The 21,043-nt window shown below is 66.8% G+C and carries 12 protein-coding genes and 1 pseudogene; 2 read left to right on the forward strand and 11 right to left on the reverse strand.

What is annotated here, in order from left to right; genetic code table 11:
* Window positions 1-8: 8 nt before the first annotated feature.
* The 6 genes from ACCQ03_RS20230 to mgtE form a co-directional block, all read right to left on the reverse strand.
* The gene (locus tag ACCQ03_RS20230) at window positions 9-1,052 is read right to left on the reverse strand and encodes a ribonucleotide-diphosphate reductase subunit beta (RefSeq protein WP_005914812.1); all 1,044 of its coding nucleotides are present in this window, start codon (window positions 1,050-1,052) and stop codon (window positions 9-11) included.
* A 174-nt stretch (window positions 1,053-1,226) separates the two neighbouring features.
* On the reverse strand, window positions 1,227-3,725 hold the full coding sequence (locus tag ACCQ03_RS20235; RefSeq protein ID WP_209227908.1) for a ribonucleoside-diphosphate reductase subunit alpha: 2,499 nt from the start codon (window positions 3,723-3,725) through the stop codon (window positions 1,227-1,229).
* A gap of 150 nt (window positions 3,726-3,875) precedes the next feature.
* Window positions 3,876-4,010, reverse strand: coding sequence for a hypothetical protein (locus tag ACCQ03_RS20240; protein WP_280515232.1), 135 nt, complete (start codon window positions 4,008-4,010; stop codon window positions 3,876-3,878).
* Window positions 4,011-4,326: 316 nt separating this feature from the next.
* Window positions 4,327-5,370: a DUF475 domain-containing protein gene (locus ACCQ03_RS20245; protein ID WP_209227910.1), complete on the reverse strand. Its 1,044-nt coding sequence runs from the start codon at window positions 5,368-5,370 to the stop codon at window positions 4,327-4,329.
* A 105-nt stretch (window positions 5,371-5,475) separates the two neighbouring features.
* Window positions 5,476-8,178: a bifunctional acetate--CoA ligase family protein/GNAT family N-acetyltransferase gene (locus tag ACCQ03_RS20250; RefSeq protein ID WP_209227912.1), complete on the reverse strand. Its 2,703-nt coding sequence runs from the start codon at window positions 8,176-8,178 to the stop codon at window positions 5,476-5,478.
* 118 nt (window positions 8,179-8,296) lie between these two features.
* Window positions 8,297-9,664, reverse strand: a complete 1,368-nt coding sequence (mgtE, locus tag ACCQ03_RS20255) for a magnesium transporter (protein WP_057680037.1) — start codon at window positions 9,662-9,664, stop codon at window positions 8,297-8,299.
* A gap of 582 nt (window positions 9,665-10,246) precedes the next feature.
* On the opposite strand from mgtE, the gene ACCQ03_RS20260 reads away from it, so the two are divergent.
* Window positions 10,247-11,074 (forward strand): carbonic anhydrase, encoded by an 828-nt coding sequence (locus ACCQ03_RS20260; protein WP_057680036.1) that lies wholly within the window; start codon window positions 10,247-10,249, stop codon window positions 11,072-11,074.
* A gap of 217 nt (window positions 11,075-11,291) precedes the next feature.
* The gene (locus tag ACCQ03_RS20265) at window positions 11,292-13,097 is read left to right on the forward strand and encodes a monovalent cation:proton antiporter-2 (CPA2) family protein (protein WP_209227914.1); all 1,806 of its coding nucleotides are present in this window, start codon (window positions 11,292-11,294) and stop codon (window positions 13,095-13,097) included.
* Window positions 13,098-13,423: 326 nt separating this feature from the next.
* Here ACCQ03_RS20265 and zwf read toward each other — a convergent pair whose 3' ends face one another.
* The 5 genes and pseudogenes from zwf to ACCQ03_RS20290 form a co-directional block, all read right to left on the reverse strand.
* Window positions 13,424-15,256 carry a glucose-6-phosphate dehydrogenase gene (zwf, locus tag ACCQ03_RS20270; RefSeq protein WP_057678316.1) on the reverse strand — a complete coding sequence of 611 codons (1,833 nt, stop codon included), beginning with the start codon at window positions 15,254-15,256 and terminating at the stop codon, window positions 13,424-13,426.
* The gene (locus ACCQ03_RS20275; RefSeq protein ID WP_057678315.1) at window positions 15,253-17,052 is read right to left on the reverse strand and encodes a glycoside hydrolase family 15 protein; all 1,800 of its coding nucleotides are present in this window, start codon (window positions 17,050-17,052) and stop codon (window positions 15,253-15,255) included. Before ACCQ03_RS20275 ends, zwf begins: the two co-directional genes overlap by 4 nt.
* 63 nt (window positions 17,053-17,115) lie before the next feature.
* Window positions 17,116-17,411, reverse strand: a pseudogene (locus ACCQ03_RS20280) (phosphotyrosine protein phosphatase).
* Complete coding sequence (locus ACCQ03_RS20285) at window positions 17,408-20,728, reverse strand: ankyrin repeat domain-containing protein (RefSeq protein ID WP_209227916.1); 3,321 nt, start codon at window positions 20,726-20,728, stop codon at window positions 17,408-17,410. Before ACCQ03_RS20285 ends, ACCQ03_RS20280 begins: the two are co-directional and overlap by 4 nt.
* Entirely contained in the window at window positions 20,721-20,981 is a 261-nt protein-coding gene (locus ACCQ03_RS20290; protein WP_017156303.1) for a YcgL domain-containing protein, read from the reverse strand. Before ACCQ03_RS20290 ends, ACCQ03_RS20285 begins: the two co-directional genes overlap by 8 nt.
* Window positions 20,982-21,043 lie beyond the last annotated feature (62 nt).

The following is a 21,043-nucleotide window of genomic DNA, read 5'->3' on the forward strand; positions in this document are numbered from 1 at the left end:
TTTCCGCGTCAGAGATCGTCGAACCCGTTATCCGAATTCGTCTTCTTGTACGACGCATTGCGCATCTCGAAGAAGTCGGTCTTGGTTTCGGTGAAGTTGTCGGCGTAGGCCTTGATCCACGGCATCACGTTGTCGTTGGCGCCCTCGTACAGCTTCTCGATGCCGAGCATGCCGGCCATCTTGTTGGCGCGGTACTTCACGTAGCGGATCATCTCGTCCACGTCGATGCCGTCGATGCCGTCCAGCACTTCGGCGGTCCACTGGGTTTCCAGGTCGATCGCGTGCTCGAAGGCCTTGTGCACGTAGTCGGTGAGCTCATCGCCCTGCAGCGCCTGATTCTCGCCGATGATGGCGCGAATCAGCTCGCTGATGAACTTCGAATGCGCCAGTTCATCGCGGTTGATGAAGCTGATGATCTTGCCGGTACCGGTCATGCGATTCTGGCGCACCAGATTGTAGAAATACGCAAAGCCGGAATAGAAGTTGATGCCTTCCAGGATCGAGGACTGGATCAGCGAACGGATCAGCGTTTCGGCCGTCTTCTCGCGCATGAAGTCTTCGTAGGCGCCCATGATCGGCGCGTTGCGCTTGATGATGGTCGGGTGCGTGCGCGCGATTTCGAACACGCGGTTCTGGTCGGCCAGGCCGGTGATCGAGGCCAGCACGTAGCTGTAGCTCTCGTTATGGATCACCTCCTGCTGGCCGATGATGGCGGCATTGGCATGCGCGGCCGGGTCGGTGATGTATTCGGCCACGTTGTAGATGAAACGCGTCTGCGGCGAATCCAGCGTGGCCAGCAAGCCGATGATCGAATCGTAGGCATTCTTTTCGCGCGCCGACAGCTCGTTGTACTGGCGCGCATCGCCCTTCATGTCCACCTCGTCGGGGATCCAGAAGTTGGTCGACAGTTCCTTGTACGCCCGATAGAAGGACGGGTACGGGATGTCGTTCCAGTTGAGGATGCCGGAGGTCTGACCGTTGATGATGCCGGTCGAACGGTTGGGGTTGCGCGGCTCAAGGATCTTGATGCGGTCGAGCGGTGTTGCGGACATGGGTTTCTACTCGTGTTTCAGGCGTCGCGCGTACAAGACAGCAACGGCGCAACAAATCGATCTGGAGGAAAGCCCCCTGAGTCAGGGGGCGCGCCAAAGGCGCGGGGTGTGGGAGCTGGTGAAGCAGGGTCCACGGTTCGCGACGCGAACCGTGGAAGCGAAGCGCGAATGCGCTTAGCTACTGCACCACTCGCACTCACTGATGTCGATGTCGTTGGAGCGCACGTAGTACGTGGTCTTCAAACCTTCGCGCCAGGCGGTCATGTGCAGGTCCAGCAGCGTGCTGGCACGGATGGTGCTGGGCACGTAGAAGTTGAAGCTGATCGACTGGTCCACGTGACGCTGGCGACGCGCGTTCTGGCGCACGCTGGCGAACTGGTCGACCTTGTAGGCGCCCTTTTCGTAGTACGGCCAGGTGTCCAGCGACAGGCCAGGCGCGGCGACCGGGCGACGGAAGTCCTTCTTTTCTTCGTAGTAGAACGCGCTGTAGATCGGGTCGATGGAGGCGGTGGAGCCGGCGATCTGCGCGGTGCTCATGTTCGGTGCAACTGCCAGCATCCACGCATTGCGCACGCCATTGACCGCCACCTGCGCCGACAGCTCCAGCCATTGCGGGCTGTTGTAGTCGCGCGCACGGAAGTACTCGCCGTTGTGCCAGTCGCTGCCGCGGAACACGCTGTAGGTGCCCTTTTCCTTGGCCAGCTCCATGCTCGCCTGGATGGTCAGGTAGTTGATGCGCTCGTACAGCTCGTCGCTGTAGTCCTCGGCTTCCTTGGCATTCCAGTGGATGGACTTCTGCGCCAGCAGATGATGCCAACCGAAGGTGCCAAGACCGATGGCGCGGTACTTCTGGTTGGTGATGGTGGCCTGCGGCACCGGCAGCTGATTCAGGTCGATCACGTTGTCGAGCATGCGTACCTGGATCGGGATCAAGCGCTCCAGCACGTCGGCACCCAGCAGATCGGCCTGGTCGGCCTGCACGGTGATCGCGCGGCCCAGGTTGATCGAGGACAGGTTGCACACGACGAAGTCGCCCGCCTTCTTGGTGGTGACGATCTGATTGCCGCTGATGATCTCCTGCATCATCCGCGTCGGGCTCATGTTCTGCAGGATCTCGGTGCACAGGTTGGACGAATAGACCATGCCCTCGTGCTTGTTCGGGTTCTTGCGATTGACTTCATCGCGATAGAACATGAACGGATTGCCGGTTTCCAGCTGGCTGACCATGATGCGCTTGAAGATCTCGATCGCCTTGACGGTCTTGCGCGTGATGCGCTCGTCGGCGACGACTTCTTCGTACTTGCGACGGAAGCTGCCGTTGGCGTCGCCCTTCTTCTCGTCATAGAAGTCCTGCAGGTACCAGCCCTTGACCCGCTTCACTTCGTGCGGGTCGAACAGATACCAGTCGCCGCGGCGCTCGACCGCTTCCATGAACAGGTCGGGGATGCATACCGAGGTAAACACGTCGTGCGCGCGCAGGCGCTGGTCGCCGTTGTTCAGGCGCAGGTCCAGGAACGCTTCGATATCGCGGTGGAAGATGTCCAGATAGACCGCGATGGCGCCCTTGCGCTGGCCCAGCTGGTCCACCGACACGGCGGTGTTGTTGAGCTGCTTGATCCACGGCACCACGCCGCCGGACGAGTTGGACACGCCACGGATCGCCGAACCGGACGAACGCACATAGCCCAGGTAGGCGCCCACGCCGCCGCCGTGCTTGGACACGCGCGCCACGTCGGTATTGGAGTCGTAGATGCCCTGCAGACTGTCGTCGACGGTGTCGATGAAGCAGCTCGACAGTTGCCCGCCGACCTTGCCGGCATTGGCCAGCGTCGGGGTGGCCACGGTCATGTACAGGTTGGACAGCGCCCAGTAGGCCTCGCCGACCAGCTGCATGCGGCGCTCGCGGCTGCCCTTGCCGGTGCCGATCTCGTCCTGCATCAGGTACAGCGCAATGGTCAGCCAGCGCTCCTGCGGCAGTTCGAACACGCCGCGCGAGCTATCGGTGGCCAGGTAGCGCGTCGCCAGCAGGTACAGGCCGTTGTAGGCGAACAGCTTGTCGCGCTCGGGCTCGATCATCTTGCCGGCTTCGATCAGCTCGTCCTTGGAGTAGCGGCGCAGGATGTCGTTGGAATAGACATTGCGGTCGGCCAGGCTTTCCTGCAGGCCGACGAACGAGCCGTACTTCTGGCTGGCGTCGTAGAAACGGTTGCGGCTGGCGCGCTTGTACAGGCGGCGCAGGTACAGACGCGCAGCGAAGTGCTCCCACTCCGGGGTGGTCAGATCGACGCGGGCTTCGGCCTCGCGGATCAGGTGGTCGACCAGGTCGTCGGCGTTGACGCTGTCCTTGCGCTCGACGAACCCGAACACCGAGCGCTTGTAGTCGGCCACGTCCAGCTGCGGGAACTCGGCATGGATCTGGTCGATGGCGCGCTCCAGGCGCTCCGGCTCGAACGGAATCTTGCGATTGCCCGCTTCTTTCGTGATCCAGGTGGAGACGTTTTGTTCTTCGATGGTCTGTGCGTGCATTGCAATGGCTTGGCGGGGAGGCGGCACGATGTCCGACGGGTCGGTCAATTCCGGCGCGCCACAGGCGGGCGCGGCAACGCTGGCAGGAACGCTGGTGGGTGTTGCGGTACCGGCGGCGATCGCGGAAAGGGTGTCGTTGGTGGTCATGCGTCCTCCATGCGTAGGCACACGAACCTGCCGGAGCAGGCAACGACCGAGCGGCGTCCAGGGTGCATTGGCGACACAGGACGCACAGCGCGCAGGCCATGGCCTGCGGCGGCATCACCCACCAATTTCCCTGAACTCCCACGGCCGCCATCACGCGGTGTGCTGTCGCATGATGGTGTTCGGTGGCAACGCGCTGCCGTCATAGGGCCGGAAGCGACCGCGGCAATGCCGGGGCGCGTACAGGTCGCTGAGATGGGAGCCGCAGGCAATGTCGCGCTTGCGCATCGCCTTCGTCTCATTGGTGCCACTTGGGGGCGGTCACCACCGAACCACAAGATAGTGGGGTCCCCCCAGGGGGTCAACACCAAATGTGCTCAGACTGCGGCGAGCCTTGCGCCACAACGGGCTGCGCTGACGAGCGGTCGTCTCGCGCGGCGGGAGGACGAATCCAACTGCGCAGGTCAAGTCGGGAGGGTCCTGATTCGCTCGCCGCACTCACCCGCCGTCAACACCAAGCGTGCTATCGGTCGCGTTTTTTTACTCGCTCGGCGACCAGGCGCCGCCAGCCATTCAGCGGATGCGCAAGCTCGCCGGTGCTCGCTCAAATCTCGGTCGGCCCAAGATGGTGGCGCTTGCGGTAGCGGATCGAGGACCACACCGAGGCGGCGATGAAGGCCACGCCGATCAGGCCGGTCAGCACCTCCGGCACGTGGTAGACCGTGCCCACCAGCATGATGATCGCCAGCACGCCGATGGCGTAGTGCGCGCCGTGCTCCAGGAACACGAACTCGTCCAGGGTGCCCTTGTGCACCAGGTAGACCGTCATCGAGCGCACGAACATCGCGCCGATCGCCAGGCCCAGCATGATGATCACCACGTCGCGGGTGATGGCGAAGGCGCCGATCACGCCATCGAACGAGAACGAGGCGTCCAGCACTTCCAGATACAGGAAGGCGGCGATGCCCGAACGCTTGGCCGGGCCCATGCTGCCGTCTTCGCTCTCTTCTGCTTCGAACAGCGCATCCACGCTGCCGACCAGCAGATACAGCAGGATGCCGCCCAGGCCTGCGAACAGCACGCTCTGGAAGATGCCGGCCGGCAGAAACAACTTGGTGCCCAGCAGCACCGACAACGCCACGATCACCGACATCGCATCGGCCTTGCCCAGCTTGCCGACCAGCCGCTCCACCGGGCCCAGCCAGTGAAGCTTGCGCTCCTGGTCGAACAGGAAATTCAGGAATACCAGCAGCAGGAACATGCCACCGAAGGCAGCAATGGACGGGTAGTTGTCGGTCAGCACCTGGCTGTAGCGGTCCGGCTCCTTCAGCGCCATCTGCATCACCGGCACCAAGCCCATGCCGGTGGCTACCGACACGATCACGATCGGGAACACCAGGCGCATGCCGAACACGGCGATCAGGATGCCCACGGTGAGGAACAGTTTTTGCCAGAACGCGTTCATGTGCTTGAGCACGCCGGCGTTGACCACCGCGTTGTCGAACGACAACGACACTTCCAGCACGCTCAGCACCAGGCATAGCCACAGCGCCTGCCAGATCCCCATCGATGAGGTATGGCCCCACCACGCAGCCAGGCCCAGGCAGATGGCGGTGACCACGAACGACATTCTGAAATCGCGAAACATTGACACTCCCAGGCGGGCCGAGACGACAGCCGGAGCAATAGGCCAGATCGAGGCCTGGCAGTCCGGCGTGCGGTGGAGGATGGGGGACCGCGGCGTGACGCAGGGTCAGGCCGGGCGCGGCTCGCCCATTATAGGGAGTGTCACCGCCATCAGGGTCGCATCGTCCGGATCCGGGCGCACGCCAAAGCCCAGGCTCTGGCACATCGCCAACATGGTGCGGTTCTCGCGCAGCACCTGGCCTTCGATCTGTTTGAGGCCCAGCCAGCGCGCGTACTCGATCATGATGCGCATCAGCTGCCAGCCGATGCCGTGGCCCTTGAGGTCCGAGCGGATCAGGATGCCGTACTCGCCGCGCTGGTAATCGGCATCAGCGTGCAGGCGCACCGCGCCGAGCATGTCGCCGGTCTTGGGGTCGATGGCCACCAGCGCGATGGAGCGGGCGTAATCGAGCTGGGTCAGCCGGGCAATGAATTCATGGCTGAAATGCTTCACCGACTGGAAGAAGCGCAGGCGCAGGTCCTCGTCGGTGACGCGGGCGAAGAACGCGCGGAACAGCGCGTCGTCTTCCGGGCGCACCGGGCGCACCAGCGCATGGGTGCCATCGCCCAGGCCGATCTGGCGTTCCCATTCCTTGGGGTACGGGAAAATCGCAAAGCGCGGATGGCCGCGGCCCTTGTGCAGCTTGCGCGCCGGCGCCACCGCCACGCGCGCGTCCAGCGCAATCACGCCATCGCGGTCGGCCAGCAGCGGGTTGATGTCCAGCTCGGTAATTTCGGGGATGTCGGCAGCCAGCTGCGCCAGCTTGACCAGCACCAGCGCCACCGCGCGCTCGTCGGCGGCCGGCACGTCGCGGTAGGCCTTGAGGATGCGCGAGACGCGGGTGCGGCCGATCAGTTCGTGGGCCAGGCGCAGGTCCAGCGGCGGCAGGGCCAGCTCGCGGTCGTTGATGACCTCCACCGCGGTGCCGCCGCGCCCGAACACGATCGCCGGGCCGAACACCGGGTCGTCGGCAATGCCGGCGATCAGTTCGCGCGCCTTGGGCCGCAGCACGGTGGGCTGCACGATCACCCCTTCGATCACTGCACTGGGATGCGCAGCGCGCGCCAGGATGCCGGTGGCCGCTTCGCGCACCGCCGCCACGCTGGACAGGTTCAGGCGCACACCGTCCACGTCGGACTTGTGCGCGATCTCGCTGGACAACACTTTTAAGGTCACCGTGCGGCCGACCGCCAGTAACGGGTCTGCCAGCAATGCGGCCTCGTTGGCGGTGGCGGCCACCTGCAGCGGCACGATCGGGATGCCGTAGGCCGCCAGCAGGCGATTGGTGGCGACCGGATCCAGCCAGCGCCGGCCGGCCGCCAGGGCCTCTTCCACCAGCGTGCGCGCGATGCCGGCATCCACCACGAAGTCTTCCGGCAGGCTGGGCGGGGTCTCCATCAGCGCCGCCTGCGCCTCGCGGTAACGCACCAGGTGGGTAAAGCCGCGCACCGCATCCGATTCGGTGGCATAGGTGGGCACGCGCGCGGCATTGAGCGCGGCAATCGCCGCATCGTCCTGGCCCAGCCACACCGCAAATACCGGTTTGTCGCGCTGATAGCGGTTGCGCTGGTCCAGCGCGCGGGTCAGCGCCTTGGCCGCATCGGCCGAGGAGGTGAACGCGGTGGGCACGTTGACCACCAGCAGCGCGTCGTTTTCCGGATCGTCCAGCAGCGCTTCGATCGCGGCGGCATAGCGCGCGCCGTCGGCGTCGACAATGATGTCCACCGGGTTGCTGCGCGACCAGCCTTCCGGCAGCGATTGATCGAGTTTTTCCAGCGTCTTGGGCGATAAATCGGCCAGGGTGCCGCCACGCAGCACCAGCTGATCTACCGCCAGCTGCCCCACCCCGCCGCCGTTGCTCAGAATGGCCAGGCGCCGACCGGGGAAACTGCCGAGCCGGCCCAGGGTTTCGGCGGCGGCGAACAGCTCGTCCAGCGCGCCCACCCGCAACAGGCCGGCACGTGCAAACGCGGCGCCGTACACCGCGTCCGAACCGGCCAGCGCCTGCGCGTGGGTGTCGGCATTGGGATTGATGCGGTACTGGCGGCCGGATTTGACCACCACCACCGGCTTGGCGCGCGCGGCGGCACGCGCGGCCGACATGAACTTGCGCGCATCGCCGATGCGTTCGACGTACAGCAGAATCGCGCGGGTGCGGTAGTCGGTGGCGAAGTAGTCGAGCAGGTCGCCGAAATCCACATCCAGCGTATCGCCCAGCGACACCACCGCCGAAAACCCGACCGAGCGCGCCACGCCCCACTCCACCAGCGCGGCGGCAATGGCGCTGGATTCGGAGATCAACGCCAGATCGCCGGCCTGCGGGCAGTGCGCGGCGATGCTGGCATTGAGCCGCGCATGCGGGGCGATCACGCCCAGGCAGTGCGGGCCGAGGATGCGCATGCCTTTGGCGCGCGCGGCCGCTTCCATGCGCGCGGCCGGCGATCCTGGGCCGCTGCCCAGGCCGGCGGTGAGGATGATCGCGGCAGCCACACCACGCCGCGCGGCGATGGAGACGATGCGCGGCACGATGCGCGCCGGCGCAGTGATCACCACCAGGTCGGGCACCCACGGCAGATCGGTCAGCCGCGCCACCGTGCGCACACCGTCGATCTCGCTATAGCGCGGGCTGACCCAGCCGATCTGGCCGGGAAACCCGGCCGCGCGCAGGTTGCGCACCACCGCCCGCCCGGCCGAGCGATCACGCGGGCTGCCGCCCACCACCGCCACGGTGCTGGGACGAAAGACCTGTTGCAGGTGGTACGTACTCATCGGGCGGGGGACGCGAATGCCATCGCGCTACGGTACACGTACTGGCGTTTCAGGGTATGGATGACGGATGCATGCATGCGCACATGCATGCATCCGTGATTGCCCGGGCGCGAGACCGCTACAACAGCGTGCCGCTCAAGATCAGCGCGGCGATGCTGAAATAGATCACCAGACCGGTGACGTCCACCAGCGTGGCCACGAACGGCGCCGAGGCGCTGGCCGGGTCGAAGCCGAAGCGTTGCAGCACGAATGGCAGCATCGAGCCGGACAGCGAACCGAAGGTGACGATGCCGATCAGCGCCGCACCGATGGTCAGCGCCACCATCTGCCAGTGTGGGCCATAGTCGTACAGGCCGGCGGTCTGCCAGATGGTGATACGCACGATCGCCAGCACGCCCAGGATCGCGCCCAGGGTCAGGCCGGTGGGCAGTTCGCGCAGCGCCACTTTCCACCAGTCGCGCAGGCGGATTTCGCGCAGCGCCAGCGAGCGGATCAGCAGCGAGGTGGCCTGCGAGCCGGAGTTGCCGCCCGAGCTCATGATCAACGGAATGAACAAGGTCAGCACCACGGCCTTGGACAGCTCGTCCTCGAAGTGCTGCATCGCGCTGGCGGTGAGCATTTCGCCCAGGAACAGCACGCTCAGCCAACCGGCGCGCTTCTTGATCATCTGGCCGAAGCCAATCTGCATGTACGGCTTGTCCAGCGCTTCCATGCCGCCGAACTTGTGCACGTCCTCGGTGGATTCGGCGATGAGCGCATCGAGCACATCGTCCACGGTGACAATGCCGAGCACGTGGCCGCGCGCATCCACCACCGGGATCGCCAGCAGGTCGTGGCGACGGATCAGTCGCGCCACTTCTTCCTGGTCCAGTGCCGGGTCCACGGTGACCGGGGGGTTGACCTGCGCCACCTCCAGGATCGGTGCCTCCGGCGCGCCGGTGATCAGGCGGCGCATGGTCACCACCTGCTGCAGCACGCGGGTCTGCGGGTCGAGCAGATAGATCGCGTAGACGGTCTCGCGGCTGCGCTCCACTTCGCGGATGTGCTGCAGGGTGCGGCCCACCGTCCAGTCCGACGGCACGGCCACGAACTCGGTGGTCATCAGCGCGCCGGCGGTGTTGGGCGGGTAGCGCATCAGCGCCTGGATCGACAGCCGCGCCTCGGCGCTGAGCAGCCACAGCAGCGGCTGGCGCTGCTCGGCATCCAGGCCATGGAAGATGTCGGTGGCGCGGTCGTCGGCCATCTGCCCGAGCAGCGAGGCGGCCTGCTCGGCCGGCAGCGACGCCACCAGCGTGCTGGCATCGCGCAGCTCGGGTTGTTCGAGCAGTTTTACCGCCCGTGCTGACGGCAACGCGGCCAGCACCTGCGCTGCGTCGTCGCGGTCCAGGGTGTTGAGATATTCCACCGCATCGGCCGTGTTGAGCTCGGCCAGGGGTGCGGTCAGTGCATCGACGCCTTCGGCAAGGCGCAGGGTTTGCTCGTACATGGGGGTTCGCCTGGTGACGACCGTCGTCGATGACAGCCGGCGAACCTGGGCCTCAGGCGCGCGCCAGCTGGGTCATCGACCCGGGTCTAGGGTGACTGTCGCTGGACATGGGTAAGGGCTCCAAAGGTGCGTACCGACCGGTGATCCGGGCGATGGCGCGGCGCAGTCTGCGCGCCTGAGTCGGCTTGGTCAATGCCCTGCGTGTCGGTCGCTTAAGTGGGCTTCCCGAAGCCCGGCGGCGCAGGCCTGCACCCGCCCGGCGCTTGGTCAACACGCCAGCAGGGCAGCACGTGGGGCGTACCGACGCACGGGGCGTTGCGCAGCGCTGAAGCCAGGCTGGGGACGCTCGCGCGGCGATACCCCAACGCCTGGCGGACAGGCGGGTTGCCAGGTGCCGACGCGCCGCTGCGGTGGCGCCGCTGGCCGTCGAGATGGCGCCGCACAACCGCCCGTCGCCGGGCCATGCTGGACGTCACAGTTCATTGCTACAGTCCGCTTCCCGCAACGCCCGGCGCGTTGCCTTTCCGCCATGGCATCGGCCATTGCATTCCACGCAACGCGTTTTCTTCCGGAGTTTTGTGCATGCCCGCTTCTAGGTCGCTTCTGTTACGTCGCATCAGCCCGCTGTGCCTGTGCATCGCCGCCGGCTGGGGCGCGGTGGGCATGGCGCAAACCGCACTGCCCGAGAGCACGCCGGTGCAGGCGCACGAGACCGCGCCGCACAGCGGGCACGAATGGGGCTATACCGGTCCGGAAGGTGCCGAGCATTGGGCCGAGCTGGCCAAGGAAAATGCGCTGTGCGGCAATGGCCAGCAAAACAGCCCCATCGATCTGAAAGGCGCCATCGACGCCAACCTGGGCACGCTGCTGCTGAGCTACAGCGCCGTGCCGCTGGTGGTGCGCAACACCGGCCATTCCATCCAGCTGGATCTGCACGACGGCGGCACCATGGCGACCGGCGGCAAGCAGTATCAAGCGTTGCAACTGCACTTCCATCACTCCAGCGAGCACCTGTTGAACGGCCGGCGTTTCCCGATGGAAGCGCACCTGGTGCATCAGGGCCCGGACGGCACGCTGGGCGTGCTGGCGATCTTCTTCGAAACCGGCAAGGCCAACCCGGCGTTCCAGCGGGTGCTCGATGCCATGCCCAAGGACAAGGACCAGACCCGTCAGGTCGCCAACGCAACGGTCAGCGCCGAGGCGTTTCTTCCGCCGAGCAATCAACGCAGCTTCTATCGCTACGAAGGCTCGCTGACCACTCCGCCATGCAGCGAAACGGTGGACTGGGTGGTGCTCAGCCAGCCGGTGCAGGTGTCGGAGGCACAGATCAATGCGTTCGAACGCGTGTACCCGTTCAATGCACGCCCGCTGCAGCCGCTGGATCGGCGCTTTCTGCTGAAAAGCCATTGATCGCTCGTACGGTGTGTCGACCATGTCCGGCACGCCACGCAGCGCCCGCGCACTGACGGTGCAGGCGCAGGCCGCGCCGGACTGATCCGCACCCACTGCGCGGACAGGTGCCGGGCCGTATCGCGCAGCCGCGCATCGCCGCCGTGCAGATGGCACATGCGTGCGCGCAGGCCAACGGACCTGCGCGGCATAATGCGTCCCTCAACGGAGAGTACGCATGCATAGCGGTGGTCTGGAACTGGCCTTGGTGCTGATGCTGGCCGCCATCGTGGCAGTGCCGGTGTTCAAGCGCTTCGGCCTGGGGGCGGTATTGGCCTACCTGGTCGCCGGCGTGGTGCTCGGCCCCGACGGCGTGGGTGTGGTGCAGGATGCCGAACGCATCAGCGGCGCGGCCGAGATCGGCGTGGTGATGCTGCTGTTCGTGATCGGGCTGGAGCTGTCGCCGGCGCGCCTGAAGGTGATGCGCCATTCGGTGTTCGGCGCTGGCGCCACCCAGGTGCTGGTGACGGCGGTGATCCTAGGCGGCTTGTTGATGGCAGCCCAGCTGGGCTGGAAGAGCGCGTTGATCGTCGGCGTGGCGCTGGCGCTCTCCTCCACGGCGGTGGGGCTGCAATTGCTGGCCGAACGCAAGGCCCTGAGCAGCGACTACGGGCGGCTGGCGTTTGCCATCTTGCTGTTCCAGGATTTGATTGCGATCCCGTTGCTGGCGGCCATCCCGCTGCTCGGCGGCAGCAAGAACGCAACGCTTCAATGGCAGGACGTGGCCAAGGCGATGGCGGCCCTGGCGCTGGTGATCGTGTGCGGGCGCTTCGTGTTGCGTCACCTGTTCAACGTGGTGGCGCGCACGCGCATGCCGGAAGTGTTCACCGCCAGCGCCTTGCTGGTGGTGCTGGGCACCGCCTGGATCATGCAGGAGGCCGGATTGAGCGCCAGCCTGGGCGCCTTCATCGCCGGCGTGTTGCTGGCCGATTCGGAATTCCGCCACGAACTGGAATCGCAGATCGAACCGTTCGAAGGCTTGCTGCTGGGCCTGTTCTTCATCTCGGTAGGCATGGGGATCGATCTCCACCGCGTGGCGGCCGAGCCATGGCTGATCGCAGCGGGCGTGGCGATATTGCTGGTGGTGAAGTTCTCGCTGCTGGTCGGTATCGGCAGCGTGGCCAAGCTGCCGCTGCGCAGCAGCCTGATGCTGGGTAGCGTGCTGTGGCTGGGCGGCGAATTCGCCTTCGTGGTGTTCAACGAAGCCGACCGCGTGGGCCTGCTGGAACCTGCCAATCACGACCGGCTGGTGGCCATCGTGGGCGTGTCGATGGCATTGACCCCGCTGTTGCTGCTCGGCATGCAGCGCATCCTCAACGGGCCGCTGCGCGTGCGCGCGCCCAAGCCCGATCGCCCGTTCGACACCATCGATGCGCAAACGCCCAAGGTGCTGGTCGCCGGCATGGGTCGCTTCGGCCAGGTGGTCGCGCGCCTGCTCACCGCACGGCATGTGCCGTTCGTGGCGCTGGAACACAACCCCGACACGGTGGAAGACCTGCGCCGCTTCGGCAGCCAGCTGTACTACGGCGACCCCACCCGTCCCGAGCTGCTGCGCGCTGCCGGTGCCGAGCGCATCAAGGTGTTCGTGATCGCGGTGGATGACCCGGACACCAACATCAAGACGGTGCGACTGATCCGTCGCCTGTACCCGCAAGCCACCGTGCTGGCGCGCGCACGCAACCGCCAACACGCCTGGAAATTGATGGACCTGGGCGCAGAACCGTTCCGCGAGGTCTTCGCCTCCAGCCTGGAACTGAGCGAACGCGTCCTCACCTCGCTCGGCCTCGGTGAAGCGCTCGCACACGATCACGTCAAACGCTTCCGCCAGCACGACGAAGACCTGCTGCGCCGCCAGCATTTGGTCTACGACGACGAAGCCAAGGTGATCCAGACATCACGCGATGCACGTGCCGACCTGATGAATCTGTTCGAAGCAGACGTCAAGGCGGATGTGGAACCGGCACCCACCACGCAGGACGGCTGAGCCCTTCCGTAGGAGCGCGCCTGCGCGCGAACAGGCGTTTGCGCGTAGGGCCCCGTCGCGCGCGGGCGCCCTCCTACGTGGATGTGGTGCATCGTTCGTCAGCGGTAACGACGCAGTCGTTGCCTCGGCGGCGCCCTAAACGCGAGCGGCCGATTGCGTCCAAGTCATACGCCGATGGGATGGCGAGCCCCCACCAACCACCCACAATCGCTGCGCTGTTCGTAGGAGCGTGCCTGCGCGCGATACGGGCATGACCGGTAACGCCCGTGTCGCGCGCAGGCACGCTCCTACATGGAGTTGCGGAGGCTGTCGGCCGCTCGCCTCCATCAGCGGCGCGTGCGCGCCACGGTCTTGCTGGCCGACTTCTTCGCTGCGCCCTTGCCTGCCGCGGTCTTGCCGGCGGCCTTTGCGACCTTGCTGGTTGCGCGTTTGCGCACCGTTTTCTTGGCCGCGCCGCCAGACGACGTGGCCGCATCCTGCGAGGGCTTCGCTGCGGCGGATGCGCGTCTGGCGGACGCACTGGCGAGCTTTTTGGCCGGCGCCTTGCCGACCTTGCGTGCCGTCTTCTTGGCAGCCTTCTTCACCGGCGTCGCAGCACCAGCGCGCACTTCCGGCGGACGGCGCGGCGGGGGTTTGCGCCCTGGGGTGAGTGCGCGCCAGGCGTGTCCGCCGTTCATTGCCAGCAATGCGTCGGCGGCCGAGGGGCCGGCGCTGCCTGCGGCGTAATTGGGGAAGTCGCTGGGCGGTTGTTTCCATGCGTCCAGGATCGGCTGCACGATGCGCCATGCGCCCTCCACCATCGCCGCATCCTGGAACAGGCCGGCCTCGCCGTTCATGCAGTCCTGCAGCAGGCGCTCGTAGCCCACCGTGTATTCCTTAGGGAACCAGTCGCGGTAACGAAAGTCCATGCGCACCGGCGCCAGTGCCACCTGCGCGCCCGGGCGCTTGACGTCGAACTGCAGCGAGATGCCCTCGTCCGGCTGGATATGCAGCACCAGCCAATCGGGGCCGTAGCCGCCCACCTCGGTGCTGCGGAACGGCGCCAGCGGCGCGGGCTTGAAGCGGATCGCGATCTCGGTGGTGCGTTCGCGCAGGCGCTTGCCGGTGCGCAGGTAGAACGGCACGCCGGCCCAGCGCCAGGTATCCACCTGCAGCTTCATCGCCACGTAGGTTTCGGTGTCCGAATCGTCGGGTACGGTGTCTTCTTCGCGGTAGCCCGGCACCGCATTGCGATTGACCGCGCCGGAGGCATATTGCCCGCGCACCACGTCTTCGGGCTTGATCGGGCGCACCGCCTCGATCACTTCGGCGCGACGGCGATGCATCGCCTCGGTGGTGAATGCCGCTGGCGGTTCCATCGCAATCATCGCCAGCAGCTGGAACAGATGGTTCGGCACCATGTCGCGCAGGCAGCCGGTGGGGTCGTAGAACCGTCCACGCCCTTCCACGCCGATGGTTTCGGCCGCGGTGATCTGCACATGGTCGATGCGATCGCGATTCCACACCGGCTCGAACAAGCCATTGGCGAAGCGGAACGCGAGAATGTTCTGCACGGTTTCCTTGCCCAGGAAATGATCGATGCGGAACACCTGATCTTCGTGCAGCACCCTGGCGACCGTGGCATTGAGATGCTGGGCGCTGGGCAGATCGTGGCCGAAGGGTTTTTCCACGATCACCCGGCGCCAGCCTTCGCCTTCGCGTTGCCTGACCAGGCCAGCCTCGCCCAGGTTGAGCAATACCGGCTCGAAGAAGCGCGCGGCGGTGGCCAGATAGAACAGCACATTGCCCTGCGTGCCGTAGCGCTTGTGCAACTTGTCCAGCACCCCGCCCAGCGATCGGTAGGCGCCCTGATCGGTGAAGTCGCCACGCAGGTAATGCATGCGCTCGCGCAACCAGTCCCAGGTGGCGGTGTCGAATTGATCGGTCTGGAATTCGGCATCGCGACTGCTGAGCAGCTGCGTCATCGACTGACCCATGTTGGTCCGCCACGCGCGCTCGCTGATGTCGCCATGGTCCATGCCGACAATGGCGAACTCATCGCCCAGCGCACCGGAACGGCGCAGGTTGTACAGCGCCGGCATGACCAGGCGCTTGGTCAGATCGCCGCGTGCGCCGAACACCACGATGATGCACGGCGGTGTGGTTGCTTGCTCACTCATGGATGCGTTTCCTTTTCGCCCATGCGTCCGTGCAGGCGCAATGCCGCATTGACCAGGGCCACGTGGGAATACCCTTGCGGGAAGTTGCCGAGCATGCGTTTGCTGCGCGGGTCGTATTCTTCGGCGAGCAGACCGACGTCGTTGCACAGCCCGAGCAGGCGTTCGAGCAGCGCACGCGCCTGGTCGGTGCGGCCGAGCAATGCGTAGTTTTCCACCAGCCAGAAACTGCAGGCCAGGAAGGTGCCTTCGCCGGCCGGCAAGCCATCGGCGCTGTCGTCGGCGCGATAGCGCTCGACCAGGCCGTCGATGGTCAGATCGCGTGCGATCGCATCGGCAGTGGCGGCGATGCGTGGATCGTCCGGCGGCAGGAAGCCCACGATGGGAATCAGCAGCAGCGAGGCATCCAGCCGATCCGAACCATAGCTCTGCACGAAGTGGCCATCCGGGTGCACGCCCTTTTCCAGTACCTCGGCGTGGATTTGCTCGGCAATGCGGCCCCAGTGCGCGCGTTTCTCGGCATCTGCATTGGTGATGCCGTCGCGCGCGCCGCAGTCGAAGGCCAGCCATGCCATCACCTTGGAGTGCACGAAGTGGCGGCGCTCGTCGCGGATTTCCCAGATGCCTTCATCCGGTTCGCACCACAGGGTTTCCAGGGTTTCCAGAATCTTTTCCAGCAGCGATGCAGACGAACCGTCGTCGTCGGACGGCAGGCCCACGCCCTTTTCGCGGGCGTAATGGAACGCACCGATCAACTCGCCATACACATCGAGCTGGAACTGATCCACCGCGCCATTGCCGATGCGCACCGGGCCGGAATGTTCATAACCGGGCAGCCAGTGCGCTTCCCATTCTTGCAAGCGGCGTTCGCCGGCAATGCCGTACAGCGCCTGCAATTGATCCGGCGAACCGGCAATGGTGCGTTGGACCCAATCGCGAAAGGCTGCCGCTTCGTCGCGGTACCCGGCCTGCAACAACGCGATCAGCGTGAACACCGAATCGCGCAGCCAGCAATAGCGGTAATCCCAGTTGCGCGTGCCGCCCAGATGCTCCGGTAACGAGGCAGTGGGCGCGGCGACGATGCCGCCGGTGGGCAGATAACTCAGCCCCTTCAACACCACCAGCGAGCGACGCACCTGCTCGGTCCACGGCCCCACATCGGTACAGCGGCGCGCCCAGCCGTGCCAGAACGCGGTGGTGCGTTGCAGCGCCTGTTCGGCGTCGATCAAGGGCGGCGTGGCCTGATGCGAGGCGCCGTGACTGAGCAGGAACCAGGTGCTTTGCCCTTCGCGCAAGGTGAAGTCGGTTTCGGTTCCCATGTCCTGGCCGCGCAGCGTTTGCGGCGAACGCAACGCAAGTTGATCGGGGCCGGCGATGGCGCGGATACCATCGACGATGCGCGTCACCCATGGCACCGTGCGGCCGTAGTTGAAGCGGAAGGTCAGGCGCATGTGCATCGGCACGCTGCCCTGCACGCAGCGCACGATGCGCACCAGATGCTGATGGACTTCGCCGTTTTCGCTGGCGACCATGAAGTCGATCAGCTCCACCGTGCCGCTGTCGGTGATCATGCGCGTGCACAGCACCAGACTATCGTCCTGGTAGGCGCGCTCGGTGCGGAAGTCGGCGGCCGGCGACAATGCCCATTGCCCGTGTTGTTCGTCGCCCAGCAGCGAAGCAAACACCGCATCGGAATCGAAGCGTGGCAGGCACAGCCAGCCGATGGTGCCGCGGTGGTCGACCAGGGCCGCGCTGTGGCAGTTGCCCAGCATTGCGTGGTCCTCGATACGCACGCTCATTGGTTGGGCGCTTCCTTCCGGCGAAAGAACCCGCAGTCTTGCATGGGCCGTGTCGGGATCAGGTTACGACTGCGCCGGTAAACCCAGCAGCGGTGGCACCGTGTGTTCCAGGCGGCGTACCGGTGCCCGATCCATAGACGCATTGTCACGTTGAATCTGCAGGCAGATCACCCGGCAGTGGCGCAAATGCGCGCCGAAGCGTTGCGCAGCAGCAGATGGCGCCGTTCCATCACCAGCACTACCTCTGCCTGCTGCAACGGCTCCGGGGTGATCTGCACGTGCGCATCGGCGGCCAGCCCGGCCGATTGCGCCTGCACGCCGGGCCAGTCGGCGAAGACGCGCGCGCCGCGCTGGCTCAGCGGCCTTCGCGCAGGAAGCGTGCCATCGAGGAGACGCCCGGCAGCGCCGGTTCGAACTGGCCGGCCACGTCGATGAAGCCGCGCATGATGGCGATCTCGCGCGGGGTGCGGTTGAGCGCATCGCGGCGGTCGGCATCGGCACCGGCGCGCAGCAGGCGCTGCACCAGCAGCGGCAGGCCGTGCAGTGCAGCCAGATGCAGCGGGCCGAAGCCGCGTTGGTCGGCCACATCCAGCGAGACATCTTCGTCGAGCAGGCGTTCGACGCCGGCCAGCACCACCTGCTCGTCGCAGGAGGTGCCCGGCTCGGCACGCGCGCCCAGCAACAGCAGCAACGGGCTGACCCGGCCACCGGCCAGGGAGTCCGGGTCGGCGCCGGCCAGCAGCAAGGTGTCCAACAGAGCCAACAGGCGGTTCTTGTCGCGCGCGGTGAAACCGTACAACGCCGCGCAATGCAACGGCGCCAGCCCCTGATTGTCGGTGGCGTGCACGTCGGCCGCGGCGGTGAGCAGGCGCGCCACGATGTCCGGCAGGCCCAGTGCGCAGGCCAGCATCAGCACGGTCACCCCGCCTGGCAGGCGGTGTTCGATCTGCGCACCGGCGTGCAGCAAGGCGGCCACGATCTCGGTCTGGCGCATGCTCACCGCCGCCGACAACGGCGTGGCGCCGCTGTTGGCCGCGCGCTGCGGATCGGCGCCGCGGCCAAGCAGGTGCGTGACCACGCCAAGATGGCCACCACCGGCGGCACGCAGCAGCGCGGTGCAGCCTTGCGCGTCGACGGCATCGACGGTGAGGCCGAGATCGATCAGGCGACGCACCGCATCGGTATCGCCGGTCATCGCGGCGGCCGGCACATCCGCTTCGCGCAGTGTGCGGCGCGGCAGCGACCAGATGCGCCAGTCCAGCCAGTCGGCCAGATCGCGGCGGCCGATCGACAGCGCCACGCCCAGCGGGGTCTGCCCGTCGGCAGCGCGCGCTTCCGGCGAAGCGCCCTGCTTGACCAGCAGTTTCAGCGAGGCATCGCGGCCCAGCGCGGTGGCCAGATGCAGCGCCGTCATGCCGTGGCTGTCGCGCGCTTCGCGGTCTACACCATGTTCCAGCAACCACTGCTGCAGGCGCAGCCAGCCCAGTCGCACCGCCAGCGACAACGGCGGATCGCCTGCGGCCGACGGCGCGAAGGGGTCGGCGCCGCGTTCGAGCAGTTCCAGCGCGAACTGTTCCAGCCCACGCGATGCCGCATCGTGCTGCACGCAGGCACTCAGCAACCGGGTCAGGCCACCGGCGCCAGCCGGCGAGACGCCATGCCGCAACAACGCCTGCAGCGCCGGTACCGCCTCCACGCCGCGCGAGAGCAGCGCAAACATCGGCACATCGCCGCAGGCGTCGCGCACCTCGGCGTCGGCGCCATGGCGCAGCAGCCAGTCGACCGCCTCGGCGTTCAAGGCCAGATGCGCGTCGTGCAACAGGCCGCCCAGTTCTTCCGGGGCGCATAGCCGCGCCAGCGCGACCAGGCCGTCGCGCTGGCCGAGCTGCAGGCCTTCGCGCAACAACACCAGCGGCGGGCGGTCGGGCAGCACGGCAACACCAGGCGCCTCGCCCTGCGCGTCGCTGACCGCGGCCGGCAACGGGTAAGCGGGATCGAGCAGTTGCACGATCGCCCAACGTCCGGCCTCGGCGGCCACATCCACCGCGCGACGGCCGTGCGCATCCACGCTGTCGGCAGGCACCTGCAGGTCCAGCAGGCGGCGGATCAGCGCCGGCGAGACGTTGTCGGCAGCGCAGGCCAGCAGCAAGGCGTTGCGGCCGTCGCCATCGATGGCCAGCACATCGGCCTTGCGCGCGACCAGGCGTTCGAGCACGGCGCTGCGTGCCTGGCGCGCGGCATCCAGCCACGGCGTACGGCCCAGCAGATCGCGCGCTTCCAGATTCGCCCCGGCCGACAACAGCGCCTCGACGATGTCGCCGTGACCGGCCAGTGCGGCTTCGTGCAGCGCACTGCGCCGCTGGCGGTCGCGCGCGTCCACACGCGCCTTGTGCTTGAGCAGCAACTGCACGCCGGCCGGGTCGTCTTCTTCGGTACCGGCTGCCGCCAGCAGCACCGGGGCGCCGCCTTCGGGCTCGGACTGTGCGCCGCGCTCCAGCAGGAATTTGGCCAGCCGCCAGTTGCCGACCTGGCAGGCCATCGCCAATGGCGAATGGCCTTCGTTGTTGAGCGCGTCGAGCTCGGCGGCGGCATCGCGCAACAGCGCGGCCACACCCGGGTCGGAACTGCGCACGGCATGATGCAAGGGGGTGTTGCCGTCGTTGTCGCTGGCGCGCGGGTCGGCGCCATTGGCCAGCAAGGTCATCACCGCATCCGGGCGGCCGTGCCAGCTGTCGCGGGTGGCGGCCAGCAACGGGGTCATGCCGCGATGCGGTTGATTGACGTCGACGCGGCGCACGATCAACTCACGCAGCAGGCGCAAGTCCGGCAGCACCGCCGCCAGCGCCGGCAGGCTGCGCTGATCGCGCCATTCCGGCAGCGGCAGCGCCTGCGGGTCGGCACCGGCCTCGAGCAATTGCAGTGCGCGGTCCACCCGGCCACTGCGCGCGGCCTCGAAGAGTTCGGGTACCAGCTGATGCCGGGCCACCGGTTCCAGCGGGCGCGGTTCGGCGGCGGCTTCGGAGAAGAAATCGGCGGCCTGGCGCGTGTGCGGCACATCGCTGCGCATGGGCGCGGCGGTGCGTTGCAGCAGCAGATGGGCCACCGGCAACAGCACACCGGCAGCCACCGCCAGACCCCAGCGCAGGCCGCCGGACAACCAGCCCGGCCAGGCCAGCACCACGGCCAGCGTGCACATCGCCAGCACCAGTGCGGCCGCCAGCAGGCCGCGCCAGGCATGCAATTCCTGCGCGGCCAGCGCCTGCCAGCGTGGCGCCAGCGCGCCACCGTCGCGTTCCACCTCGCCCCACAACGGCCAGGTCCGCCACAGCCCCAGCAAGGCCGCGCTGACTGCGACGCTCAGCGCCAGCGCGGCCGCCAGGCTGCCGCTGTCGCGCAGGGCGGTCAGCGGCCAGCTGATCAGCGCCGCCAGTGCCAGCAGGCCCACGCCCCAGATGGCCAGCAACGGCGGCAGCGCCTGCGCGATCGCACGCGGCTGGCCCGGCACTGCGCGCGTCCCACGTGCCCACGACACCGCCAGCGCGAACGCCGGCTGCGCCAGCCACAGGCTCAGTGCAGCGACCACGCCGCCAAGGCCGCCGAGCAGGCAGAGCGCCACGCCAGCCGCACCGGCCAGCGCTGCGGCGCGCATCCGTGCGCCACGCACAGGCTCAGTCATGGTCGCACTCGCCGGCGAGCACGATGGTCTTGGGCAATTGCAGATAGAAGCCGTGCTTGCCCAGCGCCTCGCGCACCGTGGCCGCATCGGCCTGCGCCAACCGGCGCTCGGGCGTCAACGCCACATCCAGCACGAACGTAAACGGCGCCAGCTGCGCCTGCACGGCGGCAGGAAGACCGGAGAAATCGTCACGTGCGGCGAGATAGACGAAGGTGTCCTGCTTGCGTTGGCTTTTATAGACGTAGGCGTGCATGCGCGCGTGGTCGCGCTCTGAAGAGAGATGTGTCGCGTCGATTGTGTCGCAATTGCGGCGAC

The organism is Xanthomonas sp. NCPPB 3569 (assembly GCF_041475645.2).
GTDB classification, from domain to species: Bacteria; Pseudomonadota; Gammaproteobacteria; order Xanthomonadales; family Xanthomonadaceae; genus Xanthomonas; species Xanthomonas phaseoli.